This window comes from Aeromonas sp. QDB39 (assembly GCF_027707585.1).
GTDB classification, from domain to species: domain Bacteria; phylum Pseudomonadota; class Gammaproteobacteria; order Enterobacterales; family Aeromonadaceae; genus Aeromonas; species Aeromonas hydrophila.
Genome location: NZ_JAPCIV010000003.1, coordinates 183,995 through 200,916, shown reverse-complemented (window position 1 = coordinate 200,916; position 16,922 = coordinate 183,995). Strand labels below are relative to the sequence as shown.

At 61.0% G+C, this 16,922-nt stretch carries 13 protein-coding genes; 8 read left to right on the top strand and 5 right to left on the bottom strand.

Features of this window, described 5'->3' with window-relative positions:
- Positions 1 to 136: 136 nt before the first annotated feature.
- Complete coding sequence (locus tag PG899_RS03095; RefSeq protein WP_270696973.1) at positions 137 to 1,300, top strand: hypothetical protein; 1,164 nt, start codon at positions 137 to 139, stop codon at positions 1,298 to 1,300.
- 176 nt (positions 1,301 to 1,476) lie between these two features.
- Here PG899_RS03095 and PG899_RS03090 read toward each other — a convergent pair whose 3' ends face one another.
- The 3 genes from PG899_RS03090 to guaB all read right to left on the bottom strand — a co-directional run bounded on the left by PG899_RS03090 (position 1,477) and on the right by guaB (position 5,264).
- Positions 1,477 to 1,749, bottom strand: coding sequence for a hypothetical protein (locus PG899_RS03090; protein WP_010633780.1), 273 nt, complete (start codon positions 1,747 to 1,749; stop codon positions 1,477 to 1,479).
- Positions 1,750 to 2,127: 378 nt separating this feature from the next.
- Positions 2,128 to 3,717 (bottom strand): glutamine-hydrolyzing GMP synthase, encoded by a 1,590-nt coding sequence (gene guaA / locus PG899_RS03085; RefSeq protein WP_016350936.1) that lies wholly within the window; start codon positions 3,715 to 3,717, stop codon positions 2,128 to 2,130.
- Between the two features lie 83 nt (positions 3,718 to 3,800).
- On the bottom strand, positions 3,801 to 5,264 hold the full coding sequence (gene guaB, locus PG899_RS03080) for an IMP dehydrogenase (RefSeq protein WP_011705859.1): 1,464 nt from the start codon (positions 5,262 to 5,264) through the stop codon (positions 3,801 to 3,803).
- A gap of 465 nt (positions 5,265 to 5,729) precedes the next feature.
- On the opposite strand from guaB, the gene PG899_RS03075 reads away from it, so the two are divergent.
- The 6 genes from PG899_RS03075 (at position 5,730) to xseA (ending at position 12,370) form a co-directional block, all read left to right on the top strand.
- A complete protein-coding gene (locus PG899_RS03075; RefSeq protein WP_218668673.1) occupies positions 5,730 to 7,598 on the top strand; it encodes a potassium transporter Kup in 1,869 nt (622 codons plus the stop codon).
- Between the two features lie 251 nt (positions 7,599 to 7,849).
- Positions 7,850 to 8,653 carry an energy transducer TonB gene (locus tag PG899_RS03070; RefSeq protein ID WP_077097246.1) on the top strand — a complete coding sequence of 268 codons (804 nt, stop codon included), beginning with the start codon at positions 7,850 to 7,852 and terminating at the stop codon, positions 8,651 to 8,653.
- A gap of 2 nt (positions 8,654 to 8,655) precedes the next feature.
- Positions 8,656 to 9,411 (top strand): MotA/TolQ/ExbB proton channel family protein, encoded by a 756-nt coding sequence (locus tag PG899_RS03065; RefSeq protein ID WP_077097244.1) that lies wholly within the window; start codon positions 8,656 to 8,658, stop codon positions 9,409 to 9,411.
- Positions 9,411 to 9,830, top strand: coding sequence for an ExbD/TolR family protein (locus tag PG899_RS03060; RefSeq protein WP_044800135.1), 420 nt, complete (start codon positions 9,411 to 9,413; stop codon positions 9,828 to 9,830). Before PG899_RS03065 ends, PG899_RS03060 begins: the two co-directional genes overlap by 1 nt.
- A 138-nt stretch (positions 9,831 to 9,968) precedes the next feature.
- Positions 9,969 to 10,898, top strand: a complete 930-nt coding sequence (locus PG899_RS03055; protein WP_045789635.1) for a DMT family transporter — start codon at positions 9,969 to 9,971, stop codon at positions 10,896 to 10,898.
- A 107-nt stretch (positions 10,899 to 11,005) separates the two neighbouring features.
- Positions 11,006 to 12,370, top strand: coding sequence for an exodeoxyribonuclease VII large subunit (gene xseA / locus PG899_RS03050; protein ID WP_077097242.1), 1,365 nt, complete (start codon positions 11,006 to 11,008; stop codon positions 12,368 to 12,370).
- 86 nt (positions 12,371 to 12,456) lie between these two features.
- On the opposite strand, the gene hutW is transcribed toward xseA, so the two are convergent.
- Positions 12,457 to 13,827 carry a heme anaerobic degradation radical SAM methyltransferase ChuW/HutW gene (gene hutW / locus PG899_RS03045; RefSeq protein WP_179101480.1) on the bottom strand — a complete coding sequence of 457 codons (1,371 nt, stop codon included), beginning with the start codon at positions 13,825 to 13,827 and terminating at the stop codon, positions 12,457 to 12,459.
- A gap of 262 nt (positions 13,828 to 14,089) precedes the next feature.
- On the opposite strand from hutW, the gene PG899_RS03040 reads away from it, so the two are divergent.
- Positions 14,090 to 15,685, top strand: coding sequence for a methyl-accepting chemotaxis protein (locus tag PG899_RS03040; protein ID WP_026080109.1), 1,596 nt, complete (start codon positions 14,090 to 14,092; stop codon positions 15,683 to 15,685).
- A 103-nt stretch (positions 15,686 to 15,788) separates the two neighbouring features.
- Here the strand turns inward: PG899_RS03040 and aroG are convergent, their stop codons facing one another.
- On the bottom strand, positions 15,789 to 16,844 hold the full coding sequence (gene aroG, locus PG899_RS03035) for a 3-deoxy-7-phosphoheptulonate synthase AroG (RefSeq protein ID WP_011705850.1): 1,056 nt from the start codon (positions 16,842 to 16,844) through the stop codon (positions 15,789 to 15,791).
- Positions 16,845 to 16,922 lie beyond the last annotated feature (78 nt).

The following is a 16,922-nucleotide window of genomic DNA, read 5'->3' as shown; positions in this document are numbered from 1 at the left end:
TTAGCGACTAATCAGATCGCACAAACTGGACTGAGTTCCCTTCCTCCGGTGATCTACTATTCGGAACAGCTATTTAGCATTACTTGAAGAACCGGATAGCTCTATCAAACACTTCTCAAAGTTGCTGGATAACATTTTGTTGCATGCCCTTGATGCAGATTCTACTATGTCATGTATCATTCGAGTAAACATTTGCTTATGGGTTCTTTTTGCATGGTGCCGAGATAGTGAAAACTTAGAGTCCGCATATATTTCATCGGAACAAGCATTGCTTTTATCATGGGATAAAGCCAAGGATTACTACACTGGAAGGAATAAAGTTTCAGCTGGATTTGATAGTATGTTAGATACTTATCAGCAGGTTACTGATTGCTATATAGACCACTGTTTAATTCCACATGTCGAGTTTAAATATGCTCTCTCCCATGCAGTTAAATCACCTTGTTCAATTGATGTAAACATTAAACTTTTTGATGTGCTAGGACGCTTGTCTGTCAAAGGCCTTTGGATTTTAGACTCATTATCCAAGAGCTATGATAAAAACCCTCCAATCGATGGAGAGAGTGAAGAACAGGAAATATTACGCTCTCGCCTTCAAACAATAACAAAATCAATCAAACAACTAATCATTAACAATCCTATACTACTGTCACCATATAAAGACTCACAAGCTATTGATATAGGTCTCGCTTTAACATTACTTTCAAATAACTCCGAGCATGATAACTTTGTACAAAATTGGCTATCTGATATTGTTCATCGATGCATATTTTCTTTCCAGAGTAATGGCATGTACCCAACAATATATAACTCCTATGAAAAACTTCTCGAACATAAGAAAAAAGATAAATCTGATGATGGCTATAAACATAAAGCTACGGAAGCCAGTATTTTATATCCTTTATTAACCATATTTTGCGCTCTATATAAATCAGCCCCAATAAGCCAAGAGCTGGAACAGTTCACTAACAATGAATTAAAACATTGCACGTTACAGTACTGGTATCCAAACCAATACAGTGAACAATTCATGTACTCAGACGCTGATGCACATGGGGCTGCATCAACTAACTTCCCAACGAATGGAAACACTGCTCTAGAGCACATAGCACAAGAGTGTAAACATGCCGATTCTTTTAGAAAAATGTCAGCCATAAATAAAAATAAAGCTCCATTGTTACTAACAGCTTGCCGCTATTACCGTTATCCTGTTCCTTTCCATTATATTGAGTATTGGTTATTAGATTCTTTACCACCTCAACAACCAGAATTAGGTCGCCCAACATCTCAGACAGAATAAATCAATGAGTAGGCTATGTATTCTATTAGTCGGCAACAGTATCAAGACCTTGAACTTTGAGGGAAATATTTCCTAAAATGACGTAAGAAAGACGCCCTAAGGCGTCTTTCTTATTTTCAGGATTTGGAGCAAACCGGTTAGGAGACCTCCCCCTCCCCGCCTTGCCCACAACCTAATCAGATCGGGGTGATGGAGGTGATATGGGCCGATCCATCCAGGGATTGGAAGATCTGCACCACGGCTTCCCCGTGGATCGGGTTGGGCAGCGGCACCGTGGTTTTGCATTTGAAGCGGTAGTTGGTGCCGGCGACGACCTGGGTGGAGACTTCAAAGGGGGTGTACTGCACCCCGACAAATCCTTCCAGCGCCTGGTTGAATACGGCCTGATCTTTGGCGCTCAGCTTGTGGTAGGCAGTCCATCCGCCCAACAACACTGCTTGTTCTGACATAACAAACCCTCCGTGATCTCTTGTCCCTACTCGTTTGGCTGTTCGGGTTCCGCCCCGTTTATTCAAGTGGTGTCCGGACTCCACCGGGTGCCATACCAGATTTGGTATGTCCGGTGTCGACAGTGCACATGAAGATTTTGCTGTCGTCACCCTCCCCTGCTGCCACGACCGCAGCCTCACGGCGTCGGTCTCAATTGGCATGGCAGAGCCTAGTGCGAGATCCATAAAACACCCCCTGTCAGAAATGACAGAGGCAGAGAGGTGAGAGAGCGGCTAGCGAGGGGAAAAGTGAGGCGCAAACGATTGGAAAAAGAAAAGACGCCGCAAGGGCGTCTTTTTTACATTTTTATGTTTGAAGGATGAAAGGGCGTTAGCCGCTTATTCCCATTCGATGGTTGCGGGCGGCTTGCCGGAGACGTCGTACACCACGCGGGAGATGCCGTTGATCTCGTTGATGATGCGATTCGACACGTGACCCAGGAAGTCGTACGGCAGATGGGCCCAGTGGGCGGTCATAAAATCGATGGTCTCGACGGCGCGCAGGGCAATGACCCAGTCATATTTGCGACCATCGCCCATGACTCCGACGGAGCGCACCGGCAGGAACACGGCGAACGCCTGGCTGACCTGGTTGTAGAGGTCGGCCTTGCGCAGCTCTTCGATAAAGACCGCATCGGCCTTGCGCAGCAGATCGCAGTACTCTTTCTTCACTTCGCCAAGCACCCGCACGCCCAGACCCGGACCCGGGAACGGGTGACGGTAGAGCATGTCGTAGGGCAGACCCAGCTCGAGGCCAACGCGGCGCACTTCGTCTTTGAACAGCTCGCGCAGCGGCTCCACCAGACCCATCTTCATCTCTTCCGGCAGGCCGCCGACGTTGTGGTGAGACTTGATGACGTGGGCCTTGCCGGTCTTGCTGGCGGCAGATTCAATGACGTCCGGATAGATGGTGCCTTGCGCCAGCCAGCGGGCGTTTTTCAGCTTTTTCGCTTCATCGTCGAACACTTCGACGAAGACGCGGCCGATGATCTTGCGCTTGGCTTCCGGCTCATCTTCACCGGCCAGGGCAGAGAGGAAGCGCTCTTCGGCGTCGACCTTGACGATGTTCAGACCAAAGTGATCGCCAAACATCTCCATCACCTGCTGACCTTCGTTCAGGCGCAGCAGACCGTTGTCGACGAAGACGCAGGTGAGGCGATCGCCGATGGCACGGTGCACCAGCATGGCGACTACGGAGGAGTCAACCCCGCCGGAGAGGCCCAGGATCACTTCGTCGTCACCCACCTGCTCGCGGATGCGGGCAACGGCGTCGTCGATGATGGTGGCCGGGGTCCACAGGCACTCGCAGCCACAGATGTCTTTGACGAAGTGCTCCAGCATGCGGGCACCCTGGCGGGTGTGGGTCACTTCCGGGTGGAACTGCACGCCGTAGAAACGCTTGGCTTCGTTGGCCATGGCCGCGTGCGGGCAGGTGGCGGTCTGGGCGATGGTGGTGAAGTCGGCCGGGATGGTGGTGACCTTGTCGCCGTGGCTCATCCACACATCCAGCAGTGCATTGCCGTTGTCGGCGATGGCATCTTCGATGTTGCGCAAGAGGGCGCTGGTCTTGCCGGAGTTGCCCAGCACTTCCACCTTGGCGTAGCCGAATTCACGCTCGGTGGAGGATTGTACCTTGCCACCCAGCTGCTCGGCCATGGTCTGCATGCCGTAGCAGATGCCGAACACCGGCACGCCGGCGTTGAACACGTACTCGGGGGCGCGCGGGCTGCCCGCTTCGGTGACGGACTCGGGGCCGCCGGAGAGGATGATGCCGCTCGGATTGAATTCGCGGATCTGCTCTTCGGTCACATCCCAGGCCCACAGTTCGCAGTAGACGCCGATTTCGCGCACGCGGCGGGCGATCAGCTGGGTGTACTGGGAACCGAAGTCGAGGATAAGGATACGGTGCTGGTGAATGTCTTTAGTCATTTTATTCCTGCATCAGGCTGCTGTTGTCACAAAAAGCACGGGATAAAAAAGGGGTGGAGAAACGGGGCCGCAGCCCCGTTTTGTCAACCCATCCGATAGTTGGGGGCTTCTTTGGTAATGGTCACGTCGTGAACGTGGGACTCTTTCATCCCGGCGCCCGAGATGCGCACGAATTCGGCCTTGGTGCGCATGTCGTCGATGGTGGCGCTGCCGGTCAACCCCATGGAGGAGCGCAGGCCGCCCATCTGCTGGTGGATGATCTCTTTGAGACGGCCCTTGTACGGTACGCGGCCTTCGATCCCTTCCGGCACCAGCTTGTCGGCGGCGTTGTCGGTCTGGAAGTAGCGGTCGCTGGAGCCCTTGGACATGGCGCCCAGAGAACCCATGCCACGGTAGGATTTGAAGGAGCGACCCTGATAGAGCTCGATCTCGCCCGGTGCCTCTTCGGTACCGGCGAACATGGAGCCCACCATGACGCAGCTTGCGCCCGCGGCGATGGCCTTGGCCACGTCACCGGAGAAGCGGATGCCGCCATCGGCAATCACCGGGATGCCGGTGCCTTCCAGCGCGTCGACGGCGTCGGAGATGGCGGTGATCTGGGGCACGCCCACGCCGGTCACGATACGGGTAGTACAGATGGAGCCCGGGCCGATACCCACCTTGACGGCGTTGACGCCGGCAGCGGCCAGCGCCTTGGCACCGGCGGCGGTGGCGACGTTGCCGCCGATGATCTGCAGATCAGGATAGGCTTCGCGGGTCGCCTTGATGCGATCCAGCACGCCCTGGGAGTGGCCGTGGGAGGAGTCGATCAGCAGCACGTCCACACCGGCTTCTACCAGCGCGGCGACGCGCTCTTCGTTGCCGGCACCGGCACCGACGGCAGCACCGACCCGCAGACGACCCTTGTCATCTTTACAGGCGTTCGGCTTGCGCTCGGCTTTCTGGAAGTCTTTGACGGTGATCATGCCCTTGAGTTTGAAGTCGGCGTTGACCACCAGCACCTTCTCGATACGGTGCTTCTGCATCAGGCCAACCACCTCTTCGCGGGGGGCGCCTTCACGCACGGTGACCAGACGATCCTTCTGGGTCATGATTTGTTCGACAGTCTGGGAGAGATCGATCACGAAGCGCACATCACGACCGGTGATGATGCCCACCAGCTGATTGCCCTCGGTCACCACCGGATAACCGGCAAAACCGTTCTTGTGGCTCAGCTCTTTGATCTGGGCGATGGTCATGTCTGGGCGTACGGTGACGGGGTCAGTGACCACGCCGCTCTCGTACTTCTTGACCTTGCGCACTTCGGCAGCCTGCTGCTCGATGGACATGTTCTTGTGGATAAAGCCGATACCGCCTTCCTGGGCCAGTGCGATAGCCAGACGGGCTTCGGTCACTGTATCCATGGCAGCGGAGATCATGGGGATGTTCAGGCTGATGGCAGAGGTCAGCTTGGTACGCAGATCGGCAGTATTGGGAAGAACTTCGGAGTGGGCGGGAACCAACAGTACATCGTCGAAGGTTAACGCTTCTTTGGCAATCCTGAGCATGGCAATATCTCACCGTTGAGGAAGTGGGGGTGTAAAATATTGCCGACGAAGTTTACTCACGCATTGGTCACTGGTAAAGAAGTTTTTTGAATTTTTTATGGCGTTTTGGCCTTTTCAGCCGCCAAGCCGCTAAAAAACCAACATTTTCAGTCGCAAAACAGCCTTTTGGGGACAAAAGAGTTGTCTCATTGCGGTTTTATGCAAAAAAGTTCCCGTTTCATTTTTTCAGACAGCCCCGCTTCCCCTCCCTCGTTGCAGACCGTTTGGCCCTGGTCGAGCGCACTCGACAACCAGCTCATGCGCGCTTGGCCGTCCCCCTCAAACACTGAATCGGGCAGAGCAACATCCGGGGTGTGTCAACCAAACCGGCACCCCAAACGCAGGGACCTTTGCGTGGTGCGGGTTTCCTTTGTGCCTGTCCCTGCGTATCATGATTAACAGTCTGAATTGAAATGGAATTTCATGATGAGCCACGGACACCAGCAAGGGCGCATGGCCATTACCCTGGCGGCACTGGGGGTCGTCTATGGCGATCTCGGCACCAGCCCACTCTATGCCCTCAAGGAGAGCTTCGCCGGACACCTGGGTCTGCAGCCCACCCCGGAGGGGATCCTCTCCATCGTCTCCCTCTTCTTCTGGACCATCATGATCGTGGTCTCATTCAAATATGTGCTGCTGGTGCTCCGGGCCGACGACAAGGGAGAAGGGGGGATCCTCACCCTCGCCTCGCAGGCCTCCCGCCGCCTCCCGGCCAAGTCGCGCGCCCTGCTCATGCTGCTCGGTCTGGTCGGCGTGGGGCTCTTCATCGGGGATGCGGTGATCACCCCCGCCATCTCGGTGCTCTCGGCAGTCGAAGGGTTGCAGGTGATCACTCCGGAGCTGGCGCCGTTCGTGCTGCCCATCACCCTCACCGTGCTGGTGATCCTGTTCGGGGCCCAGCATTACGGCACCGCCGGCATCGGTCGCCTGTTCGGCCCCATCATGCTGCTCTGGTTCGGGGTGCTGGCGGCGCTCGGGGCTTATGAGATCGCGCAAAACCCCGCCATCCTGCAGGCGGTCAACCCGCTCTACGCCCTCGATTTCATGATCAGCCGACCGGGTATCGCCTTCATCACCCTGGGGGCCGTCGTGCTCTGCGTCACCGGTACGGAGGCGCTCTACGCCGACATGGGCCACTTTGGCCGTGGCGCCATCCAGCTTGCCTGGGGCTCCCTGGTGATGCCCGCCCTGCTGCTCAACTACTTCGGCCAGGGAGCCCTGCTGCTGCGCAATCCCGCCGCCATCGAGAATCCCTTCTACCTGCTCGCCCCCTCCTGGCTGGCCTTTCCCCTGCTGATCCTCGCCACCCTGGCCACCGTCATCGCCTCCCAGGCGGTGATCTCGGGCACCTACTCGGTGGTGCGCCAGGCCATTTTGCTCGGCTACCTGCCGCGCCAGGAGATCCGCCACACCTCGGAGCACGAGATAGGCCAGATCTACCTGCCGCTGGTGAACTGGCTGCTGCTGGGGGGCATCGTCATCGTCATCCTCTGGTTCCAGAGTTCAAGCAACCTGGCCGCCGCCTACGGCATCGCGGTGACCGGTACCATGGCACTGACCACCCTGCTGTTGATGGTGGTGGCCGCCCGCCGCTGGAAGTGGTCGCGCTGGCTGATTGCGCTGGTGTGCGCACCGCTGCTGCTGGTCGATGTCACCTTCTTTGCCGCCAATACCACCAAGTTTCTGGCCGGTGGCTGGCTCCCCATCCTGTTCGCGCTGCTGGCCATCATAGTCATGACCACCTGGAAGCGCGGACGGGAGCTGGTGCTCGACAAGCTGGAGCACAAGTCACTGGCGCTGAAGGGGTTTGTCGACAACATGCTGGCGCACCCGCCGCTGCAGGTACCCGGCACCGCCGTGTTTCTCTCCAAATCGGTGCAGGTAGTGCCCCACGCCATGCTGCACAACCTCAAACACAACAAGATCCTGCACGAACGGGTCATTTTCCTGACCGTTCAGATCAAGGACGAACCCTGGCTCTCCTTCAAGGAGCGCATCGAACTCACCCACCTTGGCGAGGGGTTCTGGCAGGTGGTCGCCCACTTTGGCTACAAGGAGGTGCCCTCCATGGAGGAGATCTTCCAGGCCTGCGCCCAGGAGGATCTGAAGGTCACCATGGCCAAGACCTCCTTCTTCCTCTCCCACGAGAACCTGGTCAGCACCGATCTGCCCGGCATGGCGCGCTGGCGAGAGGGCCTGTTCGTCTGGATGAACCGCAACTCCCTCAAGGCGACCGACTTTTTTCATATTCCCGCCAACCGGGTGGTGGAGCTGGGGGTATTGCTGGAGCTATGACGCCGCCAGCCAACAGGAGGGCAAGACCGGTGCCAGCCCACACCGCTCAATCCGTTGCCAGGCGGGAACGCCGCTTGCCGGCCCAGCTTCTTATTCTCTGCGAGCCAGCCTCGCCACGATTAAAATGCGATTGATAATGGTTGTTGTTTGCGATACTTATTGTCAGGCATGCTAGCGACCTGACGCCTGTTCTGGCGCCTTCACACTAGCCGTTTGAGTATGAATATGAAGACCTGGAAGGGAGACAAGTGATGGACTCCTGCAGCCCGAGACCAGCACTGCCCGCCAACGATCCCGACGCCGCCCGTCTCGTTTGCCTTGCCATCGCGATCGCCCTGCATCTTGCCGCCTTCTGGTGGCTCTATGCGCACCAGCCTGCGCCCATCACCCCGCCCTTGCCGCTGACCCTGTCGGCCCGCTGGGTTGGCGAGGCCGCAACCAATGACGCGCCAGCCAAGGCGGCCCCTGCCCCTGCTCCCACAGCGCAGCACGTACAAAAAGTGCAGCAAGTACAAAAAGTGCAGCAAAAGGCCAAGCCGTTACCGACACCCAAAAAACCGCCGCTCAAGCCAGTCAAGAAAAGCGTCAAGCCGGTGGTCAAACCGCTTAAACACAGTACCCCGCCGGTGCAGCCCGCCAAGGTCATGCCGGTGAGCAGTCCGCAACCGCCGGTCACTGCGCCCGCCCCTGCGACGGCGGCAACGGCCGCACAGGCGAGCGGCGGAAGTGCCAGTCAGAGCCCTGCCCACAAGGCTGGTGGCGGCGCGGGCAACAGCGCCCCCATCGCCCGCGATGCCCGGCTCAACAACCCCGAGCCCCAATACCCCTATGAGTCGAGACGACGGGGAGAAGAGGGGCGGGTCATCCTCAATGTGCGGGTGACGGCCGAGGGCACCGCCGCCTCGGTGGAGGTGGACAAGAGCAGCGGCTATCGGCGGCTGGACATGACAGCCCGCAAGACCGTCAGCCGCTGGAAATTCATTCCTGCCAAACAGAACAACGTGGCCGTCGAGGCCTCGGCAAAAGTCACCATCATTTTCAAATTAAGGGCTTGAACATGGATCCTGAAATCGCAAGCAACGGCATGGGCATCGCCCACCTGCTCAGCCAGAACAGCGGTGTGGGGCTGATCCCCTTCATCCTGCTGGTATTGATGTCTCTTGGCACCTGCTATTACGCCCTGCTCAAGGGCTATCTCGCACAGCGGGAACAACGCCTCAACGCCCGCTTCATCGCCGATTTCTGGCAGCACGACAGCGTGCAGGAGATGGAGCGCCAGTTGGCCCACCTACCGCCGCAGGAAGCCTATGGCCGGCTGACCGGCGCCGCGCTGGCGGCCGTGGCCCAGCTGAACCGGGCCGAGGATCGTGCGGTCAGCTGCAAGCTGGGCTCGCCGGATGAATATCTGCTGCGCGCCATGCGCCGGGCCATCACTCAGGAGCGGGTGCGGCTGGAGCAAGGGCTGGCCTTCCTCGCCTCGGTGGGCTCGGCAGCCCCCTTCATCGGGCTGTTCGGCACCGTCTGGGGCATCTACCACGCCCTGCTGGCCATCGGTGCCGCCGGTCAGAGCAGTCTGGACAAGGTCGCCGGCCCCGTGGGCGAGGCGCTGATCATGACCGGCTTCGGCCTCGCGGTCGCCCTGCCGGCCGTGCTCATCTACAACTTCTTCGTGCGGCGCAATCGCCTCAGGCTCGCGGCGCTGGAAGAGTTTGGCCACGATCTGTTCACCCTGCTGGTGACCGGCTTCGAGCAGGTCGCCACCAACAACGTCACCCCGCTGGTCGAGCGGGAAACCAGACAGGGGCGCGGCTGATGGCATTTGGCAAACTGTCGGACGAGGGGGACGATCAACCCCTCTCCGAGATCAACATGATCCCGATGATCGACGTCATGCTGGTGCTGCTCATCGTGTTCATGATCACCGCCCCCCTGCTCACCAACGCGGTCAAGCTGGAGCTGCCAGAGGCCAGCAGCCAGCTCAACCAGCCAGACAAGCAGGACATCAATCTCGCCATCGATGGTGCCGGCAAGATCTACTGGAACGATCAGCAGGTCGATGAGGCCGCCCTGCTCGCCAAGATGGAGAGCGCCGGCCAGGCCGAGGGGGAGCTGCCCGAGATCCAGCTTCGCATCGATCGCAAGGTGGAGTACGGCATCATCGCCAGGGTGATGGCCCAGGCCTCCCAGCACGGCCTGCACAAGATTGCCTTCGTGAGCCAGCCGGAGCCGTAACGCTCCCGTCACCCACGCACCGGCACCACAGGGCATGGACGCCCTGCTGCCATCCAGGCAGTTGCCAGCACAGGCACCTTGTCGGCATCATGCCGATGCAGCGCCAATATTGGCCACCATCACCTCAAGGACGACACCATGAAACCTGCCGATTATGGGCGCCTGCTCCTGCTGGCCGCCATCTGGGGCGCCAGCTTCCTGTTCATGCGCATCGCCGCCCCGGCGTTTGGCGCCGTCAACACCACCTTCCTGCGGGTACTGTTCGCCCTCATCGGGCTTGCCGTCATGCTCCTGCTGCTGCGCGCCCCCATGGGGTTTCAGGGCAAGCTCAAGTCCGCCATGCTGCTCGGCGTCATCAACTCCGCCATCCCGTTTCTGATGTACGCCATCGCCGCCCTCTGGCTGCCGGCCGGCTACTCGGCCATCCTCAACGCCACCACGCCGCTGATGGGGGCCCTCATCGGCTTTTCCTGCTTCAACGAGCGCCTTGATAGGCGCAAATGGCTGGGGGTGGTATTGGGGGTGATCGGGATCAGCCTCATCACCACCACCGGCGAGGTGAGTGCCGGTGGGCATCTGCTGCCAGGGGTGCTGGCCTGCCTGTTTGCCACCGCCTGCTACGGCCTCGCCGGCTTTCTCACCCGCAGCTGGATCACCCATCGCGGCGGGCTCGATGCCAAGCTGGTGGCCTTTGGCAGCCAGCTGGGTGCCAGCCTGTTCCTGCTGCCCTTTTTCGCTTACCAGCTGGCGGCCGGCCCTGCGGTCGACTGGGCCGTGCCCACCGCCTGGGCCAGCGTACTGGCGGTCGGCGTGGTCTGCACCGCCCTCGCCTATCTGCTCTATTTTCGACTGATCGCCGATATCGGCCCGCTGCGCAGCCTCACCGTCACCTTCCTCATTCCCCCTTTTGGCATCTTGTGGGGCGCGCTGGTGCTGGGCGAGACCTTGAGCCAGGGCTTCGTGCTGGGGGGCCTGGTCGTCTGCCTCTCGGTCTGGCTGGTGACCAGCCAGGCCAGCACCCCGGCCGTTCAGGCCCGGGCGCAGCCTCAGGATCCGGACGCACGTTGAACCCGACAGGGCCAGCGCCGCTCGGCGTTCGCCCCGAACTGCGTTAAGATGGCGCCATTGTTTTATGCCCCCGCCCCCAAGGCGGGGCACACAGCGCAGGACCAGCCTTGAACTACCGCAACGAACCGAGTCAAAGCAGACAACAGCAGGTCTTTACCGTCACCCGCCTCAACAGCGCCGTGCGCATGATCCTGGAGCAGGATCTGGGGCTGGTGTGGTTGACCGGCGAGCTCTCCAACCTGGCGATGCCAAGCTCCGGCCACTGGTACTTCTCGCTCAAGGACATGTCGGCCCAGGTGCGCTGCGCCATGTTCAAGGGCAACAACCGGCGGGTGGCCTTCCGTCCGCAGGATGGCATGCAGGTGCTGGTGCAGGCGCGGGTCTCGCTTTATGAGCCGCGCGGCGACTACCAGCTGATCATCGAATCGATGCAGCCGGCGGGCGACGGCGTGCTGGCGCTGCGCTTTGAGGAGCTCAAGCGTCGCCTTGGTGCCGAGGGGCTGTTTGACGAAGGGCGCAAGCGGCCACTGCCGCGCGAACCGCGCGCGGTGGGCCTCATCACCTCCGCCACCGGTGCTGCCCTGCATGACATGCTGACCGTGCTCAAACGCCGCGCGCCGGATCTGCCGGTGTTTATCTACCCGACCCAGGTGCAGGGCAGCGCCGCCATCGGCCAGATCGTCTCTGCCATTGCCCTGGCCAACCGCCGCGCTGAAGTGGATGTGCTGATCGTCGGGCGCGGCGGCGGCTCGCTCGAAGATCTCTGGTGCTTCAACGAAGAGGCGGTGGCGCGCGCCATCGCTAACTCAGCCATCCCGGTGGTAAGCGCGGTGGGCCACGAGGTGGATGTCACCATCAGCGACTTTGCCGCCGACTTGCGCGCCCCGACCCCGTCGGCAGCCGCCGAGCTGGTGGCGCCGGATCAGAGCGCCCGCGCCCAGCGCCTCGCCCATCTCAAGCAGCAACTGCTGCAGGCGATGAACCGCCAGCAGACCGCCGCCCGCCACGATTTCATCCTGCTGCAAAAGCGGCTCGATCATCAGGATCCGAAACGGCGGCTGGAGCAGCAATCTCAGCGGCTCGACGAGCTCTCAGCCCGTTTGCAGCAGCTGATGAATCACAGATTGCATCAGGGGGAGCGGCGCCTCGCCAACCTGGAGCTGCGCCTGCAGGGCAAGAGCCCGGAGCGCTTGCTGGCTGCCGGCAAGCGTCGCCACCAGCTGGCCGAGGAGCGCCTCCATGCCCTCATCGCCAAACGCCGGGATCTGGCCGACCACCGCCTCGCCATGCTCAGCGCTCGCCTCGACGGGGTGAGCCCGCTCGCCACCCTGGGTCGCGGCTACTCCATCACCCGCACCGCGCGTGGTGAAGTCATTAGCCGCGCCGCCCAGGTGGATGCCGGCCAGACGCTGGTCACCCAGCTTGCAGAGGGGCAGCTGCGGGTACGGGTGGAAGAGGTCCACCAGCCATAACGAACAAGGGGGCACATCAGGTGCCCCCTTGTTTATCATCCTCTCTTTGTCAGGCCCTCTCGGCCAGTGCACTCACACCAGCACACTCACACCAGCGAATGGCGCACCGCCTGCGCCGGATCGGCAGGTGGCGTACCCGACCCCGCCAGCGGGTTGAGCTGCAAGTATTCAAACAGCCCGGCCTGCAGATTGACGTTCCAGAAGCGCCCCGCCAGGGTGAGCTCAAGCCTCGCCTCGCTCAGCGTTGCCAGCCCGTGCTGCTGCCAGGCCTCGAACAAGGGGTGCAGATGTGCCCGCAGCGACGCCGGCAAACGGGCCAGCACCAGCCAGCCGCTGTCGAGCGCACCGCGCAGCAGACCATCGAGGCGGCCATTGGGATTGCGCCCCATCACCATGCCGGGGGCCCGCTGATCCGCCGCCAGCGCCTCGTGCCAGAGCGCCAGATCCCGGCCATACATGAGGCCGTGCCCATGCACGTTGCCGCCGGCCCCGGCCCCGAAGGGGAGGATCTCGGCGCCGCGCTTGGCCATCTGGTTGTAGCGGCTCTGTTCGGCCTCACCGCGCCGCCAGTGGCTGCAGGAGAGCCGCTGCCAGCCCCCCTGCTCCAGCGTCTGGGCGCCATAGGCATACATGGCGGCCCGCTGCTGGCCGTCGGCGGCCCAACCGAGCTTGCCCTTCGCCTCGGCACGGGCCAGATTGGTGCCGGCCATGGCGATGAGTTGATAGAGATCCACCCCATGCACCCCGCTCGCCATCACATCCGCGATGTCCTGACGCCACACGGCATCATCCTGGCCCGGCAGGCCGAAGATGAGATCGGCCACGATCACCGCGTCGTCGTGACGGGTCAGCGCCCCCAACCGGGTCAGCAGGGTCGCCCGGTCGTCGAAGCGAGCGGCCTCCTGGCGCACCTCGGTGTCAAAGCTCTGCACCCCGAACGAGAAGCGGTTGAAGCCGCCCGCCAGCGCATTGTGCCACTTGGCATCGTCAAAGCCGTTGAGGCGCCCCTCCAGGGTCACCTCCGCATCCGAAGTCAGAGGAAAACGACGGATGGCGGCGGCCAGCATCGCCAGCTCGTCGGCGCTCATGTCCGTCGGCGTGCCGCCCCCCACATAGACGGCCGAAAAGGGGCGGCTCTGGGTGAAGGGTGTCTCGGCCGCCTTGGCAAGCGAGCTGCAGAGCGCGTCGACATAGCGGGTGATACGGGCCGGGTTGGCGCCATTTTCAAAGAAATTGCAGAAGCTGCAACGCTTGCGGCAAAACGGGATGTGGATATAGAGCGCCCGCTCGTCCGCCTCGCTCTCGCGGCGCCACCAGGCTTGCCAGTCGGCATGGTCGAGGGTAAGCGGGCGCATGCCGCCACGACTGGCGTGGGCCGAGGTCTTGGCGCCAAAGGCGAACTTGAGGGGATCCGGGGTGGCAAGACCGGTCATGGTCGGGGTCAGCTGTGGTGTCATGGCAGGCAAGCTTATCAAGTGAAATAATGCAAATGATAACTACTATCAATAAATGCCAAGTTTGTGCTGGATCAACTCAACGACGAACAGCTCTCGTTTGCTACGCACCATTAACCTCTAACACGGATCCAGTTAACAGATAATTTACTCAAGATGAGGTAGGGTGTGCCGATAGAGAACCATCTCCCCCGTTCTGATGAGCGAGCGCGGGGAGAGTCATCAACCATTGACGATCGCTCACCTGCGCATGGACCTGCCAACGATGCAAAATCTGTCTCTGAACTGGAAAATCTTTCTCCCCCTCGCTCTGGTCATCGGCTGCACCTTCGCCCTCAGCTTCGAGCTCTCCGCCTGGCTGCAACGGGATCTCGCCATCCGGCTGGCGGGTGAAAAGGTGGAGAGCGCCGCCAACACCTACATGGATCAGCTCAACGTGCTGATGATGACGGGGGCCATCGCCAACCGCCAGATCGTGCAGACCAAGCTCAAGAGCGAAGCCGGCATCGTCGAGGCCCGCCTGATCCGCGCCCCGGCAGTGACCAGCCTGTTCGGCCCCGGCCACCCGGATCAGCAGATTGAAGACAAGCTGGACGAGCGTGCCATCAACCAGGGGGAGACCATTCTCGAGCAGCAGGGCAACCAGCTTACCCTGATCAAGCCTTTCAAGGCCTACAAGGAGTACCGCGGTACCCAGTGCACCACCTGCCACCAGGTGGCGGAAGGCACCGTCATGGGGGCGGTGCGCATCAGTTACGATCTCAGCCACACCTTTGGCGAGATCCACCGCAACAACCTGATCCTGAGCGGCAGCCTGGTGGCGGTGTTCGGGCTGGGCTTCGGCCTGCTGGGCTGGGTGCTGCAGCGCTACATCAAGCGGCCGGTGCGCCATCTGCAGCTGGCCATGACCCGCATGGCCAAGGAGCGGGATCTCTCCCTCCCCCTGATCAATCCCAACCGGGATGAACTGGGCGAGATGACCCGCGCCGTCAGCGACATGGTGCAGGGGTTTCGCCACAGCCTGCAGGAGGTGGAGAGCGCCACCCACCAGCTCTATCAGGAGTCCAACCAGATCCGCCAGGTGGCGACCCAGACCGAAGGCTCGGCCCGCCAGCAGGAGAGCATGACGGTTCAGGTGGCCGCCGCCGTGAGCGAGCTGGCCGCCAGCTCCCACGAAGTGCGCGAGCACGCCCGCAAGAGCGCCGAGCTTTCCGCCCTCACCAACCAGGATGCGGCCAACACCAGTCGCCTCGCCCAGCACTCCATCAACGACATGGGCGAGATGTCGGCGGAGATCGAACGGGTCGACAGGGTGATCCAGCAGCTCGACAACCGCTGTCTGGCGGTCGACGGGGTGCTGGAGGTGATCAAGGGGATCGCGGACCAGACCAACCTGCTGGCCCTCAACGCCGCCATCGAGGCGGCCCGGGCAGGCGAACAGGGCCGCGGCTTTGCGGTGGTGGCCGACGAGGTACGCGCCCTCTCCAACCGCAGCCGCGCCGCCAGCGAGGAGATCTCCCAGATGATCGCCGCCCTGCAAAACGAGGCCCAGAGCGCGGTGTCGGTGATCGGGGATGCCAAGGCCAAGGCGGACGAGAGCATCCACAAGACAGAGGCGACCCTGGCCGCCATGCAGAACATCATCGGCCGCATCAGCAGCATCAACGATCTCAATGCCCAGATGGCGCAGTCCGCCGAGGAGCAGGACAGGGTCTGCAGCGAGGTGGACGGCTCCGTGAGCGACATTCGCAACACCTCCAACGATACTCTGGGCCAGGCCCACGCCGCCAACCTCGCCAGCGTCCAGCTGGTGGAGCAGTGCCGCAAGCTCGAGCAACTGCTCAAGACTTACCGCTGGTGATCATGCCTGCCGCCTGCTCTGGCCAATAAAAAAGCGCGACCCAGGGTCGCGCTTTTGTTTTGTGTCGTAGCTCGGTGCGCCACGCGGCGCCGCCAGACCGAAATCAGCCTGCGTTGCGAGTGGCCACCGCATCGGCCAGATTGCGCAGCAGAATTTCGGTGTCGGCCCAGCCGATGCAAGCATCAGTGATGCTCTGACCGACGGTGAGCTCGCACCCTTCCACCAGATCCTGACGCCCTTCCACCAGATGACTCTCCACCATGACGCCAAACACAGCCCGACTGCCGGCACGCAGCTGACCGGCCACATCCTCGGCCACCAGCATCTGGTTCTTGAACTGCTTGCTGCTGTTGGCGTGGCTGAAGTCGATCATCACCTTCTGCGGCAGGCCGGCCTTGTCCAGCCCCTTCACCACCTCGTCCACGTGGGCGGCGCTGTAGTTCGGCTCACGACCGCCGCGCAGGATGATGTGGCAGTCCGGGTTGCCCCGGGTCGCGACGATGGCGGAGTGGCCGTACTTGGTCACCGACAGGAAGTGGTGCGGCGCACTGGCGGCCCCGATGGCGTCGATGGCCACCTTGATGGTGCCGTCGGTGCCGTTCTTGAAGCCCACCGGGCAGGAGAGACCGGAGGCCAGCTCGCGGTGCACCTGGGATTCGGTGGTACGGGCACCGATGGCGCCCCAGCTCATCAGATCCGCCACGTATTGCGGGGTGATCATGTCGAGGAATTCGGAGGCGGTCGGCAGCCCCATGTCGTTGAGATCCAGCAGCAGCTTGCGACCGATGCGCAGGCCGTCGTTGATCTGGCAGCTGTTGTCGAGGTAAGGATCGTTGATCAGCCCCTTCCAGCCCACCGTGGTACGCGGCTTCTCGAAGTAGACCCGCATCACGATCTCCAGCTGGCCCTTGAGTTCGTCACGCAGCACCTTGAGGCGCTTGCCGTACTCCAGCGCGGCGGCGGGGTCGTGAATGGAACAGGGGCCGATCACCACCAGCAGGCGCTGATCTTCACCGGCCAGGATCTGATGGATGGCCTGACGGGATTCAAAGACCGTACTGGATGCGGTCTCGGTGGCCGGAAACTTCTCAAGCACCGCAACCGGGGGCAATAACTCTTTGATTTCACTGATACGAACGTCGTCGGTTTGATGCTGCATGACAAGGCTTCCTGCTAGATGACTGCGATAAAGAAACTTCAATCTAGCCCGCACGGGCAGCGGTGTAAATAGAAAATT

What these genes read in the sequence shown, in the direction of transcription:
- PG899_RS03090 (WP_010633780.1), bottom strand. Translation starts at nt 1,749, where the DNA reads ATGTCAGAACAAGCAGTGTTGTTGGGCGGATGGACTGCCTACCACAAG.
- guaA (WP_016350936.1), bottom strand. Translation starts at nt 3,717, where the DNA reads ATGACTAAAGACATTCACCAGCACCGTATCCTTATCCTCGACTTCGGT.
- guaB (WP_011705859.1), bottom strand. Translation starts at nt 5,264, where the DNA reads ATGCTCAGGATTGCCAAAGAAGCGTTAACCTTCGACGATGTACTGTTG.
- PG899_RS03075 (WP_218668673.1), top strand. Translation starts at nt 5,730, where the DNA reads ATGAGCCACGGACACCAGCAAGGGCGCATGGCCATTACCCTGGCGGCA.
- PG899_RS03070 (WP_077097246.1), top strand. Translation starts at nt 7,850, where the DNA reads ATGGACTCCTGCAGCCCGAGACCAGCACTGCCCGCCAACGATCCCGAC.
- PG899_RS03065 (WP_077097244.1), top strand. Translation starts at nt 8,656, where the DNA reads ATGGATCCTGAAATCGCAAGCAACGGCATGGGCATCGCCCACCTGCTC.
- PG899_RS03060 (WP_044800135.1), top strand. Translation starts at nt 9,411, where the DNA reads ATGGCATTTGGCAAACTGTCGGACGAGGGGGACGATCAACCCCTCTCC.
- PG899_RS03055 (WP_045789635.1), top strand. Translation starts at nt 9,969, where the DNA reads ATGAAACCTGCCGATTATGGGCGCCTGCTCCTGCTGGCCGCCATCTGG.
- hutW (WP_179101480.1), bottom strand. Translation starts at nt 13,827, where the DNA reads ATGACACCACAGCTGACCCCGACCATGACCGGTCTTGCCACCCCGGAT.
- PG899_RS03040 (WP_026080109.1), top strand. Translation starts at nt 14,090, where the DNA reads ATGCAAAATCTGTCTCTGAACTGGAAAATCTTTCTCCCCCTCGCTCTG.
- aroG (WP_011705850.1), bottom strand. Translation starts at nt 16,844, where the DNA reads ATGCAGCATCAAACCGACGACGTTCGTATCAGTGAAATCAAAGAGTTA.